Annotated in this window: 12 protein-coding genes; 8 read left to right on the forward strand and 4 right to left on the reverse strand. The window is 73.5% G+C overall.

Annotation, left to right across the window (positions count from 1 at the left end):
- The first annotated feature begins 40 nt into the window (after positions 1-40).
- Positions 41-1,597 carry a FadD3 family acyl-CoA ligase gene (locus DTB53_RS16190; protein WP_012379581.1) on the forward strand — a complete coding sequence of 519 codons (1,557 nt, stop codon included), beginning with the start codon at positions 41-43 and terminating at the stop codon, positions 1,595-1,597.
- Positions 1,598-1,818: 221 nt separating this feature from the next.
- On the opposite strand, the gene DTB53_RS36860 is transcribed toward DTB53_RS16190, so the two are convergent.
- Together DTB53_RS36860 and DTB53_RS16195 are read right to left on the reverse strand one after the other, a co-directional pair.
- On the reverse strand, positions 1,819-1,995 hold the full coding sequence (locus DTB53_RS36860) for a hypothetical protein (RefSeq protein ID WP_003967113.1): 177 nt from the start codon (positions 1,993-1,995) through the stop codon (positions 1,819-1,821).
- A 203-nt stretch (positions 1,996-2,198) separates the two neighbouring features.
- Entirely contained in the window at positions 2,199-4,796 is a 2,598-nt protein-coding gene (locus DTB53_RS16195; RefSeq protein WP_075025231.1) for an AfsR/SARP family transcriptional regulator, read from the reverse strand.
- A 327-nt stretch (positions 4,797-5,123) separates the two neighbouring features.
- Between DTB53_RS16195 and DTB53_RS16200 the strand changes: the two genes are divergently transcribed.
- Complete coding sequence (locus DTB53_RS16200; RefSeq protein ID WP_042496430.1) at positions 5,124-6,344, forward strand: amidohydrolase family protein; 1,221 nt, start codon at positions 5,124-5,126, stop codon at positions 6,342-6,344.
- A 60-nt stretch (positions 6,345-6,404) separates the two neighbouring features.
- Here DTB53_RS16200 and DTB53_RS16205 read toward each other — a convergent pair whose 3' ends face one another.
- Positions 6,405-7,232: a MerR family transcriptional regulator gene (locus DTB53_RS16205; RefSeq protein ID WP_042496427.1), complete on the reverse strand. Its 828-nt coding sequence runs from the start codon at positions 7,230-7,232 to the stop codon at positions 6,405-6,407.
- Between the two features lie 70 nt (positions 7,233-7,302).
- Entirely contained in the window at positions 7,303-8,202 is a 900-nt protein-coding gene (locus tag DTB53_RS16210) for a MurR/RpiR family transcriptional regulator (RefSeq protein WP_003967109.1), read from the reverse strand.
- A gap of 131 nt (positions 8,203-8,333) precedes the next feature.
- On the opposite strand from DTB53_RS16210, the gene DTB53_RS16215 reads away from it, so the two are divergent.
- The 6 genes from DTB53_RS16215 to DTB53_RS16240 are packed head-to-tail and all read left to right on the forward strand — an operon-like array spanning position 8,334 to position 14,995.
- A complete protein-coding gene (locus DTB53_RS16215; RefSeq protein ID WP_012379576.1) occupies positions 8,334-9,587 on the forward strand; it encodes a C45 family autoproteolytic acyltransferase/hydrolase in 1,254 nt (417 codons plus the stop codon).
- The gene (locus DTB53_RS16220; protein ID WP_012379575.1) at positions 9,584-11,278 is read left to right on the forward strand and encodes an ABC transporter substrate-binding protein; all 1,695 of its coding nucleotides are present in this window, start codon (positions 9,584-9,586) and stop codon (positions 11,276-11,278) included. Before DTB53_RS16215 ends, DTB53_RS16220 begins: the two co-directional genes overlap by 4 nt.
- Positions 11,279-11,283: 5 nt before the next feature.
- A complete protein-coding gene (locus tag DTB53_RS16225) occupies positions 11,284-12,231 on the forward strand; it encodes an ABC transporter permease (protein ID WP_003967106.1) in 948 nt (315 codons plus the stop codon).
- The gene (locus tag DTB53_RS16230) at positions 12,228-13,085 is read left to right on the forward strand and encodes an ABC transporter permease (RefSeq protein ID WP_012379574.1); all 858 of its coding nucleotides are present in this window, start codon (positions 12,228-12,230) and stop codon (positions 13,083-13,085) included. The genes DTB53_RS16225 and DTB53_RS16230 overlap by 4 nt, the downstream gene beginning before the upstream one ends.
- A 6-nt stretch (positions 13,086-13,091) precedes the next feature.
- Positions 13,092-14,153 (forward strand): ABC transporter ATP-binding protein, encoded by a 1,062-nt coding sequence (locus DTB53_RS16235; protein WP_012379573.1) that lies wholly within the window; start codon positions 13,092-13,094, stop codon positions 14,151-14,153.
- A complete protein-coding gene (locus tag DTB53_RS16240) occupies positions 14,150-14,995 on the forward strand; it encodes an ABC transporter ATP-binding protein (protein WP_012379572.1) in 846 nt (281 codons plus the stop codon). Before DTB53_RS16235 ends, DTB53_RS16240 begins: the two co-directional genes overlap by 4 nt.
- Positions 14,996-15,092 lie beyond the last annotated feature (97 nt).

Here is a 15,092-nt window from a genome sequence, read left to right on the forward strand (position 1 = left end):
GGATAGTCAGCTAGTGCGGCGGCAGGAGGGCGGGCACGTGATGCGGGGCGACGAGGAGTGGGGCAGCATCCCGGAGCTGGTACGAGCGGCGGCGCGGCGGTACGGCTCCGCGGAGGCGGTGGCCGACGGCCGTACCCGGCTCTCGTACGCCGAACTCGGCGAGCGGGTGGAGCGGGCCGCCGCCGCGTGCCTCGCCTCCGGTGTGGAGCCGGGGGACCGGGTGGCGATCTGGGCGCCGAACACCCCGGACTGGATCATCTCCGCGCTCGGGGCGGTGACGGCCGGCGCGGTGCTGGTCCCGCTGAACACCCGCTTCAAGGGCACGGAGGCGGCGTACGTCCTGCGGCGCAGCCGGGCCAGACTGCTGTTCGTCACCGGCACGTTCCTGGGCACCTCGTACGTGGCGTCGCTGCGGCGGGCGGAGGTGCGGCTGCCGGACCTGGAGCGGGTGGTGGTCCTCGCGGACACGGCCCCCGAGGACTACACGAGCTGGCCGGACTTCCTGGCGGCGGGGGAGGGCGTCTTGCCGTCCGCCGTACGGGAGCGGGCGGCGGCCATCGCGCCCTCGGACCCCTCCGACATCATCTACACCTCCGGCACCACGGGCGCTCCCAAGGGCGCGGTGATCACGCACGCCCAGACGCTCCGTGCCTACGGGATCTGGAGTGACCTGGCGGGCCTGCGCGAGGGCGACCGCTACCTCATCGTGAACCCCTTCTTCCACACCTTCGGCTACAAGGCGGGGATCATCGCCTGTCTGATGCGGGGGGCCACGATGGTGCCGCAGCCGGTGTTCAACGTGGACACGGTGCTGGCGAACATCGCGGCCGAGCGGATCTCGGTCCTGCCCGGCCCGCCGACCCTCCACCAGTCGCTGCTGGACCACCCGGCCCGCGACGCCCACGACCTCTCGGCCCTCCGCCTGGTCGTCACCGGAGCGGCGGTGGTCCCCCTCCGGCTGGTGGAGCGCCTGCGCAACGAACTCCGCATCGCGACGGTCCTCACCGCGTACGGCCTCTCGGAGGCGAGCGGCATCGTCACCATGTGCCGCCGGGGCGACGCGCCGGAGGTCGTGGCCACCACGTCCGGCCGCGCCATCCCCGGGACCGAGCTCCGCGTCCTGGCGGAACCGGGCGCTCCGGGCGAGGTCCAGGTGCGCGGCTTCCATGTGATGGGCGGCTACTTCGAGGACCCGGACACGACGGCCGCCACGATGACCGAGGACGGCTGGCTCCGCACCGGCGACGTGGGCGTCCTGGACGCGGCGGGGAACCTGCGGATCACGGACCGGATCAAGGACATGTTCATCGTGGGCGGCTTCAACGCCTACCCGGCCGAGATAGAGCAGCTCCTCGGCCTCCACCCGGACGTGGCCGACGTCGCGGTCGTCGGCATCCCGGACCCGAGGCTCGGCGAGGTCGGCAAGGCCTACGCGGTCCGCCGCCGCGGCGCGACGCTGACCGCGGACGACCTGATCGCCTGGTCCCGCCGCGAGATGGCGAACTTCAAGGTGCCGAGGGCGGTGGAGTTCGTCGCGGAGCTGCCGCGCAACGCGAGCGGCAAGGTGGTGAAGGGGGAGCTGCGGGGGCGGGCCTAGGGGAACGGCTGTCCGGCTGCACCGGACGGGGTGACGACGGCTGGGGCGGTCCTCCCGGCGGGATGGCCCGCGGGGCCTGCGGGCACGGTCCCGGACATGCGGGAGGGGCCCGAGCGCTTCCCCCGACCCGGGCCCCTCACACATTCCCCCGTACCGCGACCGCGGCGGCTCCCCCTCGGCGTCGCCCCGGTCGCTTCCCCCCGTATCCCCGTCGGGAAGGTCTAGTTGGCCGGCTCGCCCGTGGCGTGGGCGTCGTTGGGCTTCGCCACCGGCGTGGACGTGGCGTGCGCGTCCTGCGGCTTCAGGACTCCGCCGGTCGCGTGGGCGTCCTGAGTGGTGAGCTCCTCGCCGGTGGCGTGTGCGTCCAGCGGCTTGAGGTTGTCCTTGTTGGCGGCCATCTGGCTCAACTCCTGATCGTGATGACGTGATGATCGGGCGGGGCCCGCCCGGCTGTTCCCCCGTGGACTGCCGGGCAGGCCCTCCAGGGCCGTACACCTTAGTGGTGGGCCGCTGAGCCGACCCGTCTGCCCCCCGACGCGACGGATCGATGACTGAAGGGTGCAGTGCGCCGATAAACGATTGATGAACGCCTCCGCGGCGGTCAGCCCACGCCTGCCGGGTCGAGGAGCTGACGCACCGCCTCGGCCTCCGGCGAACCCAGCTCCTCGAAGACCGTCAGGGCCTCGCCCCAGCAGACCTGGGCCCGGTCCGTCTGTCCTATCACCGTGAGGGCCCGCCCGAGGACGGTCAGGACGTTGGCCCGCCGCCAGTCCCCGCCGATGCCGCGCAGCACGACCAGGGACTGTTCCGCGTGGGCGGCGGCCTGGGCTCCCTCCTGCTCGGTCAGGTGGAGCTCGGACAGCCGGAAGAGGGTCATCCCGTGCCACAGCTGCTGCCGGCTCTCCCGGAATATCTGCAGAGCCTCCAGCAGCACGTGCCGGGCGGGGTCGGTCCGGCCGCTGCCGATCAGCGCCAGCCCGAGAGCGTACTTGCCGTTGGCCAGCCGCAGCGCCAGCCCCGAGGCGTCGCTGTCGTAGATGGCGACGCCCTCCTCGGCCAGCCGCACCGCGGTGGCGGTCCGGCCGGTCGCGAGGTGCACCCGCGAGAGGTTGCACAGCGCGGCGGCCTCACCGGGCTTGTTGCCGTCGGCCCGGAAAGCGGTCAGGGCCTGCGTCAGATGGGCTTCGGCGTCGTCGTGCCGGTTCTCGTAGAGGGCGATGATGCCCCGCTGGTTGGGCGCCTGCCCCTGCGACACCGCGTCCTGCGCCAGCCGTCCCAGGTCCAGTGCCCGCATCGCCTCGGCCTCGGCCTCGGCGAACCGGCCCGACACGCTGTGGACATGCGACAGCATCGTCCGGGCCCGGGCCTCCGCCCGGGGCACCCCCGCCGCCTTCGCCGCCTCGCTGACCGCCTTGGCGGCGGTCGCGAACTGATGCGAGTTCGCGCCCGATTCCCCCAGGTCGACCACGGCCATGAGCAGATCGGCGGCCCGCTGCGGCATGCCGATGGCCGCCGACTGGCGCGCGCAGGCCAGCAGCCCGCTCGACTCGGTGAAAAGCCAGTCCAGCGCCGCCTCCCGCGCCGGGAAGGTGAGGCCCGGGTACTCGGTGGGCGTGAAGTGGTCCAGGACACGCTCCCCCGGCCGCTCCAGCGCGTACACCCCCGCGGCCGTGGCCAGGTAGAAGTCCAGCAGCCGCGACAGCGCCAGCTCCCGCCGCACCGGCGGCTGTTCGTCCCGCTCGGCGCACGCACGCGCGTAGAGGCGCACCAGGTCGTGGTAGCGGTAGCGGCCCGGGGCGGCCGATTCCACCAGGCTCGTGTCGACCAGGGCCTCCAGGAGGTCCTCCGCCACGTGCGGGTCCAGGTCCACCAGATGCGCCCCGGCCAGGTCCACCATCCGCACCCGGCTCGTCACCAGCGCCGCGCACCCCGGCGTACCGGGCAGCAACGGGCGGATCTGGGCGGCGTCGTGGGCGTTGTCGAGGAGGATCAGGATGCGGCGGCCGTCCAGCGTCGAGCGGTAGAGCGCGGCCCGCTCGTCCAGGGTGTCCGGGATCGCCGAGTCCGCCGTGCCGAGCGCCCGCAGGAACGAGCCGAGGACCGTCTCCGGCTCGGCCGCCCGCGCCCCCGCGCCCTGGAGGTCGACGTAGAGCTGCCCGTCGGGGAAGTGCCGGCGGGCCTGGTGGGCGACGTGCACGGCCAGCGTCGTCTTGCCGACGCCGCCGATCCCGGCCACCGCGGAGACGGCCATCACCGAGCCCTCGGCGGTGGCGAGACGGCTGCCCAGCTCGGTCACGAACGCGGACCGGCCGGTGAAGTCCGGCACGGTGGCGGGCAGCTGCGCCGGCTTCAGCGGCGCGGGCGCGGGGGCCGGCTCGTCCGCCGGGCGGGCCAGCTCCTCGTCGGCGCGCAGGATGCGCTGCTGGAGCTGGGCCAGTTCGGGGCGCGGGTCGACGCCCAGCTCCTCCGCGAGGAGCCGGCGGGTGTCCGCGTACACCGCGAGCGCCTCCGCCTGCCGGCCGCTGCGGTACAGCGCCACCATCAGCAGCTCGCGCAGCCGCTCCCGCAGCGGGTGCGCGGCGGTGAGCGCGGTCAGCTCGGAGACGGCCTCCGCGTGGCAGCCGACCTCCAGGTCCAGATCGAGCCGCGTCTCGGTGAGCTGGAGCCGCCACTCCTCCAGCCGGGTCCGCTGGTTGTCGGCGTACGGGCCGGGTACGGAGGCCAGCGCCTCGCCGTCCCACAGCCCCAGCACCTTGTTGATCAGCGTGCGGGCCTGGCAGCGGTCCCCGGCCGCGCGGGCCTTCTCCGCCTCGGCCGCCAGGTCCTGTGCCAGCGTCAGGTCGAGCGCCGAGCGCTCGGTGCGGATCGCGTAGCCGCCGGACTCGCTCACCAGGGTGTCCTGGCCCAGGATCTTGCGCAGCCGCGAGGCGTACGTCCGGATCGTGGCCAGCGCCTGCGAGGGCGGGTCCTCGCCCCAGAACGCGTCGATCAGCTCGCCCGCGGTGGCGGTCCGGCCCTCGCGCAGCAGCAGCGCGGTCAGCAGGGCCCGCTGCTGGGGCGAGCCGGAGGAGAGCAGCTCCGAACCCCGCCAGGCCCGTACGGGGCCGAGCACGGTGAACCTGAGGGCGTCCGCCGTAGCCGGTATCGAAGGAGTCCGCTGCTCCGGTACGCGCACGCGTGGCCCGTTGTCACGGTCCATTGATGCCCCCTGTCCTGCTCGCCTGCCGGTCCCGCTCGTCTGCGGATCCTGCCGGTGCTGCCCGCGTCCGTATGTCCGCCCGTGCGTCGAAGTGCGGTATGCATCCGGATGGCGCGGTACCGCTGGTATCGCGCTCAACAGTCTGCCTTGTCTCGGGCGGACTCGTCAGCAGTGGGTGACGCTCTGCACAAGCCCTCGACAACGATTCGGGAACCGTGCCACGCCCCGTGCCGTGCGCCGGGACCCGGGCCGTACTCCGTGCCGTACCCCTCGCCGATGCGCGCACAGTAGCTGACGGTTCGTCAGATCGGCGCTACCGTGGAACGCATGGAGACCTTCCCGAAGATCATCTCGGTGGACGACCACACGGTGGAGCCCGCTCATGTCTGGCGGGACCGGCTCCCGTCCAGGTACGCGGACTCCGGCCCGCGCGTCGTCCGCGCACCGCTGAAGGAAATGACCTTCCTGGGCGGCAAGTTCGCCCCCGTGATGGGCGCCAAGGGCGATGACGGGCCGGTCGGCGACTGGTGGGTGTACGAGGACCTGCGCCGTCCGCTCACCCGCCTGGACACCGCCGTCGGCTACGACAGGGACGAGATCAAACTGGAGATCATCACCTACGAGCAGATGCGGCCGGGCTCGTTCTCGGTACCGGAGCGGCTCGCCGACATGGACGTCAACCACGTCCAGTCCGCGCTCTGCTTCCCGACCTTCCCGCGGTTCTGCGGCCAGACCTTCACCGAGGCGAGCGACCGCGAGCTCGGGCTCCTCGGTGTGCGCGCGTACAACGACTGGATGGTGGAGGAGTGGTGCGGCCCCGAGGCGCACGGCCGCCTCATCCCGCTCACCCTCGTCCCGCTGTGGGACGCGGAGCTCGCCGCCGCCGAGGTCCGGCGCAACGCGGCCCGGGGCGTGCGCGCGGTCGCATTCTCCGAGATACCTCCCCATCTCGGGCTTCCGTCCATACATGCGGACGACTGGGATCCGTTCCTGGCCGCCTGCGACGAGACGGGCACCGTCATCGCCATGCACATCGGTTCCTCGTCGAGGATGCCGTCCACCTCCGCCGACGCCCCGCCCGCCGTCGGCTCCACCATCACCTTCGCCAACTGCTGCTTCTCGATGGTCGACTGGCTGATGAGCGGCAAGTTCGAGCGCTTCCCCAACCTGAGGATCATGTACGCGGAGGGCCAGATCGGCTGGATCCCGTACATCCTGGAGCGCGCCGACGTGGTCTGGGAGGAGAACCGGGCCTGGGGCGGGGTCGCCGAGAAGGTCCACCGGCCGCCGTCCGAGCTGTTCGCCGAGCACGTCTACGGCTGCTTCTTCGACGACGCCTTCGGCCTGAAGAACCTCGACGCGATCGGCGTCGGCAACGTGCTCTACGAGACGGACTACCCGCACTCCGACTCCACCTGGCCCCGCTCCCGCGAGGTCGGCGAGGAGCAGATGGGCCACCTGGCCCCGGACGTCGTCGACCGGATCGTCCGCGGCAACGCGATCGAGCTGCTGGGGCTCACCGAGGACGGGCTCTGGGCGGGGGCGTAGCGCCCGGGGGCGGTCCCGCGTACGGGGAGGGGCGGGCCGCCCCTCCCCGTACGCGCCGGATCAGGCCCTCGCCACCGGCTCCTGCAACTCCGTCACCCAACTCCCGCGGTCCGGCGGGCACTCCAGGGTGACCTCGCGGCTGTACCCGGTGGACCGGTAGCCGTTGGCGTCCAGCCAGCGGGCCAGGGTGTGGGTCGTCGACAGGACGTCGTCCATCGCGCCCCGGTGGACGATCGTGGCCGCCTCGAAGGGAGGCAGCTCCACCACCCGCACCTCCGTGTCCCCGACCGGGCCCACCGGGGCGGACACCGTCACCCCCGCGTGCACGACGATGGCGCCGCCGCCCTCGGGGGCGTCCTCGTACCGGGCGATCCCGGGGCCGGTGGGCCGGAGCCCGGCGTCCTCCAGGAGCGGGAACATCCGGTCGTACAGCGGGCCGATGACCGGCCCGATGTCCTCGGGCTGGTAGCTCGCGGCGGTCCCGGTCAGCTCGGCCACCCGGACCGCGGGAAGGGTCTTGATCACAACGTCGTCGGCAGGCATGTGCCCCTCGCTCTCGATCGACCGGAGCCTCGCCTCGACCCGGGTCAGCCGCGCGGACGCGGCCGCCACCGCCTCCGTCAGCTCGGCCCGGCGCAGCCGCAGCATGCCGCGCAGCTCCTCGGGGCCCACCCGCTCGTCCAGGACCGCCCCCACCTGCTGGAGCGTGAAGCCGAGGTCCTTGAGCGCGATGATCCGGTTGAGCCGGGCGAGCTGGGCCGCGCCGTAGCGGCGGTAGCCGGTGGCGGGGTCGGTGCGGTCGGGGGTCAGCAGTCCGATGGCGTCGTAGTGGCGCAGCATCCGGGGCGACACCCGCCCGTACCTGGCGAAGTCTCCGATGGTGAACATGATGGCTCCACTGCACCCCTTCACACGGGGTGAAGGTCAAGCGTCGTCGGGGCGGGTCCTCCGGGCTCGGTCAGCCGTGGCGTTTCGGGTCCAGCAGCTGTTCGCGCAGGGCGGTCAGCTGGTGCGAGGAGCCGACGGCCCGGTCCTCGTCCAGGGTGGCCAGCGCCAGCAGCAGCGCGTCGGCCACCAGCAGTCCGGTCAGCGACTCCGCCGTTATCCCGGTCGGCGTGTGCGGCGCGGTGAGCACCGCCTCGACCCGGTCCGCGTACGCCTCGCCCAGCTCGTCCGTCACCAGGACCACCTTGGCCCCGACCGAGCGGGCCCGCTCCATCAGGACCGACAGCTCCATCAGCCGCCGCCCCGGCTGGAAGATCACCACCGCGTCGCCCTGCCCGAGCGCCAGCAGCTGGTCCGCCAGCGCGAACCCGGTCTCCGAGACGGCGCGGGCCCGGCGGCCGATCCGCCCGAGCGCCAACGCCAGGTGCCGCGCGCCCGGTTCGGAGGCGGCGACCCCGTAGGCGAGGACCTCGCGGGCCTCGGCGAGGACGGCGACCGCCCGCTTCAGGGAGTCCGGGCCGGTCAGCCGGCGGGCCTGGTCGATGCGCTCCTGGGCCTCGTCGAAGACGTCGGTCCAGATGGTGTCCAGGTCCTGGCCCACGTGGGCGATGCGCCGCTTGAGCCGTACCTCGGGGGCGACGGCCGAGGTGAAGTCGTTGGCCAGCTCCCGCTTGAGCGCCGGGAGGCCCGCGTACCCGAGGCGCTGGAGGGCCCGGACGACGGTGGCGTTGCTGGTGGAGCTGGCCGCGCCGAGCTGCTGCGCGCTGGCGAAGAGGAGCTGCTCGACCGGCGCGCTCACCAGGTACTGGGCGACGGCCCGCTCGGAAGCGGACAGATCGCTCCATTGGTCACGAATGGCAGCACGGAGCCGCGTCACTCCGGTCTCGTTCTCTGGAATTTCCATTACAAGCATTGACTTCCGTGTGACCGGCGTTACTGTCCTGGGCAGAACGTTCCAAAGGGAACGCATTCTGAAATCGACGTTACAGGACCGTGCCGGCTCCCGTGCGCCGATCGCCGAAGCGTTCCGTCGCGAGGAGAAGAATGGCACCCCTTCCCACGGAATCCGCCCCCGTCCCCACGGATTCCGCACCCCCGCCCACGGATTCCGCCGCCCGGGTCCTCCCCGTCATCGAGATCTCCGGCTCCCCCCGGGAGCGCGGACGCCAGTACGGCGAGGCCGTCCGCCCCCGACTGCACGCCGCCCTCGGCTACTACGAGGAGGCGTTCGGCCGATCCGCCGGACTCACCTGGGACCAGGTCACCGCCCGCGCCGCCCGCTGGCTGGAGCCCGTGACCGCCTACGCCCCCCACCTCGTGGAGGAGATGCGGGGCATCGCCGACGGCGCGGGCACCGGCCTGCTCGACGTCCTCGCGCTGAACGCCCGCGGCGAGGTCATCTACGACAAGTCCTTCGCCGAGATCGCCGCCGACGGGGCCGGGGAGCGACCGGCCGAGGAGGAACCCGCCGAGGGCTGCACCTCCTTCGCCGCGTACGGCCCGGCCAGCGGCGACGGCCACGTCTACGCCGGGCAGAACTGGGACTGGCGGGCCGGCGTCGCCGACACCGTCGTCATGATCCGGATCGTCCAGCCGCCCAGGCCGACCCTGATCATGCAGGTGGAGGCCGGACAGATCGGCCGCCAGGGCGCCAACTCCGCCGGCATCGCCTTCAACGCCAACGGCCTCGGCGGCCGGTTCGACGACCGGATCGGACTGCCCCAGACGGTCGTCCGGCGCACCGTCCTCGACCAGGACAACATCGCCGACGCCCTCGACGTGCTCTGCCGCACCCGGGCCCACATCGCCAGCAACGCCCTGCTCACCTGCCGCGAGGGCTTCGCCATCGACCTGGAGACCACCCCCGCCGGACACGGCTGGATGTATCCCACCGACGGCCTGCTGGTGCACGGCAACCACTACCAGGCGGGCATCCCCGCCCCGCTCGCCGCCGCCGGCTACCGCCCGATGTCCTCCGACTCCCTGGTCCGCGTCCCCCGCGCCGAACAGGGCCTGGCCGCCCTGCGCCACTCCACCGGACCCCGGGAGTCGCGGGAGCTGATCCGCCGGGCGATGTCCGACCACCTCGGCCACCCCGAGTCCCTGTGCACGCACCCCGACCCGCGCCGGCCGGCCGTCGAGCACTGGACCACCCTCGTCTCCTCGCTCGCCGACCTCACCACCGGCGACTACCACGTGACCGCCGGAACCCCCTGCGACCGCGCGTACCAGCACCTCCCCTGGAACCTCTACGACGGCCCGCACGGCGGCCCGGAACCGACAGGAACCCAGCCATGACCCACCGCACGCCCAGCACCCCCCGTCCGCCCGCCGCCGCTCCCCGACGCGCCCCGCGCCGTGCCGCCCCCGTCGCCGCAGCCGTCGCCGCGGCCCTGCTCGCCGCCGGATGCAGCGGGGCCACCGAGCCCGCGGGCAGCGGTGCGGCGGCCGACGCCTCCCAGCTCACCCTCACCCCGACCACGGCCGCCGCCAAGGGCGAACTCGCCGAGGCCCGCTGGCTCCTGGAGGACGAACCCGACTCCCTCGACCTGGACACCCAGGGCTCCAGCGCCGGCCGGGTCGTCCTCACCAACGTCTGCGAGCGGCTCTACCAGCTCCAGCCGGACATGACGACGAAACCCTTCCTCGCCGAGAGCGCCGAGACCCCCGACGACACCACCCTCGTCCTGAAGCTCCGCTCCGGCGTCACCTTCCACGACGGCACCCCGATGACCGCCGACGACGTGCTCTGGAGTCTCCGGCGGCACGCCGACCCGGACATGGAGCAGGGCGACGAGTTCGCCAACGTCGCCGCCATCAGGAAGACCGGCGACCGCGAGATCACCCTCACCTTCAAGGCCCCCGACGCCCTCTTCCTCAAGGCGCTCGCCGGGGACGCGGGCATCGTCTGGAACAAGGAGCAGGTCGAGAAGGCGGGCCGCGACTTCGGCACCCCCGGACAGCCGGACGCCTGCACCGGCCCCTACCGGCTGGCGAAGTGGAAGTCCGGCGACTCCATCACCATCGAGCGGTACGACGGCTACTGGGGCGAGGCGCCGCTGACGAAGCGCGTCACCTTCCGCTGGGCCACCGACAGCGCCCTGGTCAACGCGCTCACCACCGGCGCCGCCGACGGCGCGTACGCCGAATCGCCCAACACCGCCGCCGCCCTGGCCGGCAAGAAGGGCATCACCCAGCACTACGGCCCCTCCACCTCCTCCCTCGTCCTCATCCCCACCGCACGCGGCGGACTGAAGGACCCGGCCGTGCGCCGCGCGCTCTCCCTCGCACTCGACCGCAAGGGCATCGCCGCCTCCGGCTACGGCGGGATGGTCCAGCCCTGGTCCACCCCGGTCGGCTCCGGCGCCTGGGGCTACGAGAAGCCGGTCTTCGAGGCCGCGCAGCGCGCCGCCGACCCGGTCGCGCCCGCGAGCCCCGACGCCGAGGACATCGCCGCCGCGAAGAAGCTGGTCGAGGAATCCGGCGCCGACCCGGCCACCCCGATCGTCATCGGCACCGACGCCAGCCAGGGCCGCACCGTCGTCGCCAACGCCGTCCGGGCCGCCCTCCAGCGGATCGGGCTCACCGGGCAGATCAAGACCGTGCCCACCGCCCAGTTCGAGCAGTTCTACAGCGACCCGGAGATCCGCGGCGAGATCGACGTCCTGGTCGGCGACTGGTACATCTCCAAGGCCGACCCGATCGGCTTCTACGACAACGCGCTCACCGGCTCCTCCAACAACTGGGTCGGCTTCGCGGACCCCGCCTACGACGCCACCGTCGAGAAGGCGCTCGCCACCCTCGACGACGCCGAGCGCGCGAAGCTCGCCGCCGAGGTCCAGAAGAAGTTCACCGACGCCGCCGTCTGGATCTCCGTCGCCCAGGTCCCCTCCGTCCTCGTCCTCGACGAGAAGCTCACCGGACCGCCCGCCTCCATGGCCTACCTCTACTACCCCTGGGCCGCCGACCTCGGCGCCAAGAAGGGCTGACCGCGATGCTCGCCCGGATCTCCCGGCGGCTGGCCGGACTGCTGGCCACCCTCCTCGCCGCCTCCTTCGTCATCTTCGCCGCCGTCTACGCGGCCCCCGGCGACCCCGCCGTCTTCCTGGCCGGCGGCCGCGACAAACTCACCCCCGAGAAGCTGGAGCTGGTCCGGGCGCAGTACCACCTCGACGAACCCCTCGTCGTGCAGTACGGCCGCTGGCTCGGCGACTGCCTCCACTTCGACCTCGGCCGCTCCTTCAAGTACAGCGACCAGGTGGCCGACCTGATCGTCGCCCGCTTCCCGACCACCCTGGCCCTGGTGGCGTACGCGACCGTCCTCTTCGTCGTCCTGGGCGTCGGCGCGGGCGTCCTCGCCGCCGTCCGGCGCGGCACCTGGGTCGACTCGGCCGTGGTCGGCGGCACGACCCTGGCGGCCTCGGTCCCCTCGTTCGTCTCCGCCATCGCGCTCGCCGCCGTCTTCGGCGTCCAGTTGGGCTGGTTCCCCGTCACCGGGGGAGGCGAGGGCTTCACCGGCACCCTGCACCATCTGACCCTGCCCGCCCTGGCGCTGGCGCTCGGCGCGCTCGCCATCATCAGCCGGGTCACGCGGCAGGCGATGGCCGACGCCGGGGCCGCCGACCACGTGGAGGCCGCCCGCTCCTCCGGCATCCCCGAGCGCGAGATCGTCCGCCGCCACATCCTGCGCAACGCGCTCGGCCCGATCGTCACCATGTGCGGTCTGGTCATGGCCGGGATGCTCGCCGGCACGGTCGTCGTGGAGACCGCGTTCGGCATCAGCGGCATCGGCTCGCTGCTCGTCGGCGCGATCAACACCCACGACTTCCCCGTCGCCCAGGCGGTCCTGCTGCTCATGGTCACCGGCTACATCGTGGTCACCACCCTCGTCGACCTCGTCCACCCGCTGCTCGACCCGCGCGTGAAGGAGGCCGCCGTATGACCGCCCCCACCCTGGCCCCGGCCACGGCCCCGGTGAAGATCCCGGCCGCGCGGCGTCCCTACGGGGCGGTCCTCGCGGGCGCGGTCCTCGGCCTGGTGGTGCTCGCCGCCCTCCTCGCGCCGCTGCTCGCCCCGTACGCCCCCGACGTCATCGACCTCTCCGCCTCGCTGGCCGGGACCACCGGCGACCACCTCCTGGGCACCGACTCCTCCGGCCAGGACCTGCTGTCGCGGGTGCTGTACGGGGCCCGGACCAGCCTCGTCGCCCCGGCGCTCCTGCTCGCCATCGCCGCCGTGCTCGGCATCGCGCTCGGCACCCTGGCGGCCTGGCGCGGCGGCTGGGCCGACACCGTCGTCTCCCGGCTCACCGACGTCATGTACGCGTTCCCGGGACTGCTGTTCACCGTGCTGATCATCGCGGTCTTCGGCGCCGGAACGACCACCTCCGTGCTGGCGCTCGGCCTCGCCTACACGCCGACCGTCGCCAAGTACACCCGCTCCGTGGCCATCGGGGAGCGGCGCAAGCCCTACATCGACGCCTACCGCGTCCAGGGCATGGGCGGCCTGCGGATCTGCGCCTTCCACCTCGTCCCCAACCTCGGCCGCTCCGTCATCGGCTACCTGGTGGTCCTCTTCGGCGAGGCCCTGATGTCCCTGGCCACGCTCTCCTACCTCGGCTTCGGCGCCCAGCCGCCCAGCTCCGACTGGGGGCTGATGGTGCAGGAGGGACAGGCCGCCGTCGTCCAGGGGGCGCTGCTGCCCGCCCTGGTGCCCGGCGTCGCCATCGCCCTGGTGGTCGTCTCCTTCAACGTCGTCGGGGTCCGGGCAGCCGACCGACTCGCCAACGGGAGGTAGTCGCCCATGCCATCCGCCGCAGCGGGACACGACACAGCCCCCCTCGCCGCACCGGGAAGTGACACCGTGCTCCTCGACATCGACCGCCTCACCCTCCGCCTCCCCGGCACCGCCCGGCCCGTCCTGGACCAGGTGTCCCTGCGGGTCGCGAGCGGCGAAGTCGTCGGCCTGGTCGGCGAGTCCGGGTCCGGCAAGTCCACGACCGCCAAGGCCGCCCTCCGCACCCTCCCCACCGGGACGGCGCTCGACGGGTCCGTACGGGTGGCGGGCCGCGACGTCCTCGCCCTGCGCGGCGAGGAGTTGCGCGCCCACCGGGCCCGGACGGTCGCCCTGGTCCACCAGGACCCGCGGGCCGCCCTCAACCCCGTCCGCCGCATCGGCGACTTCCTGGTCGAGCGGCTCGCCGCCGCCGGGACCGGGGTGAGGGGAGCGACCGCCCGGGACCGCGCGGTCGAACTGCTGGCCGCCGTCGGACTCGACGCACCGGAGCGCCGGGTCCGCCAGCGCCCGCACGAACTCTCCGGCGGGATGCTCCAACGCGTCGTCATCGCCGGGGCGCTGGCCGCCGAGCCCCGGCTGCTGCTGGCCGACGAGGCGACCAGCGCCCTCGACGTCACCACCCAGGCGGAGATCCTCGCCCTCCTGCGCACCCTGCGCGCCGAACGCGGCCTCGGCCTGCTGTTCATCACCCACGACCTGCACCTGGCCGCCGCCTACTGCGACCGCGTGTACGTGATGTACGCGGGCCGGGTCGTCGAGGAGCGGACGGCCGGCGACCTGTTCGAGCGGCCCCGCCACCCCTACACCCGGGGGCTGCTGGACTGCTCGCCGACGCTGGGGGAGGACCACCGGGAGATCCGCCCGATCCCCGGGAAGCCGCCGTCGCTCGCCGACGCCTTCGCGGGCTGCCCCTTCGCGGAGCGCTGCCCGGACGCCGAACCGGAGTGCGCGACCTGGCTCCCCGAGCCGGTGGCCCTCGCGGACGGCGGTACGGGCTCCGCCGCCTGCCGCCGACTGCCCGAACTCCTCCCCGTACCGCAGACCACGACGAAGGACGGCAGCCGATGACGCTCTCCCCGGGAAAGGAAGCGCCGGGGCGGGACCCCGCGCCGCTGCTCGCGGTCGAGGGGCTCCGCAAGACGTACCCGCTGCCCGGGAAGGGCCGCCTGACCGCCGCCGACGGCATCGGTTTCACCGTCCCGGCGGGCGGCTCGCTCGGGATCGTCGGGGAGTCCGGCTCCGGCAAGACGACCGTGGCCCGGATGCTGGTGGGCCTGGTCCGCCCGGACGCCGGGACGGTCCGGGTGGAGGGACGGGCCCGGGGGCTCACCGCCCCACGCGGCAGGGCGGCCCGGCTGGCCCGGGCGCGGGAGATCCAGATGGTCTTCCAGGACCCCTACCTCTCCCTCGACCCCCGGCTCACCGCCCGCCGCTGCCTGACCACGGCGCTGCGGCTGCACGGCCGCCCGGTGGAGCTGGCCGACGGGCTGCTCGACCGGGTGGGCCTCGGCGCCCGCGAGGCCGAGGCCCTGCCGCACGGGCTCTCCGGCGGGCAGCGGCAGCGCCTGGCCATCGCCCGGGCGCTCGCCGTCGACCCGAAGGTGCTGGTCCTGGACGAGGCGGTGGCGGCGCTCGACGTGTCGATCCAGGCCCAGATCCTGCACCTGCTCGAAGAGATCCGCCGGGACACCGGGGTCGCCCTGGTCTTCGTCAGCCACGACCTGGCGGTGGTGCAGCACATCACCGACGAGGTGGTGGTGATGCGGCGGGGAACGGCCGTGGAACAGGGCCCGACCGCCGAGGTGCTGGCCGCACCCCGCGACCCCTACACCCGGCTGCTGCTGGCCTCGGTGCCGCGCGCCGGCTGGGACCCGGCCGACGCGGTCGCGGCCCGCTCCGCCGTGGCCTGACGGATCCGGCCGGACACAGGCAGGAGCCCTGCTCCCCGCCGAGGCGGGGAGCAGGGCTCCTTGGGTACTACAGTGAACGGCCGCGATCGACCGACCC

It is taken from the genome of Streptomyces griseus, assembly GCF_900460065.1.
Classification (GTDB): Bacteria; Actinomycetota; Actinomycetes; order Streptomycetales; family Streptomycetaceae; genus Streptomyces; species Streptomyces griseus.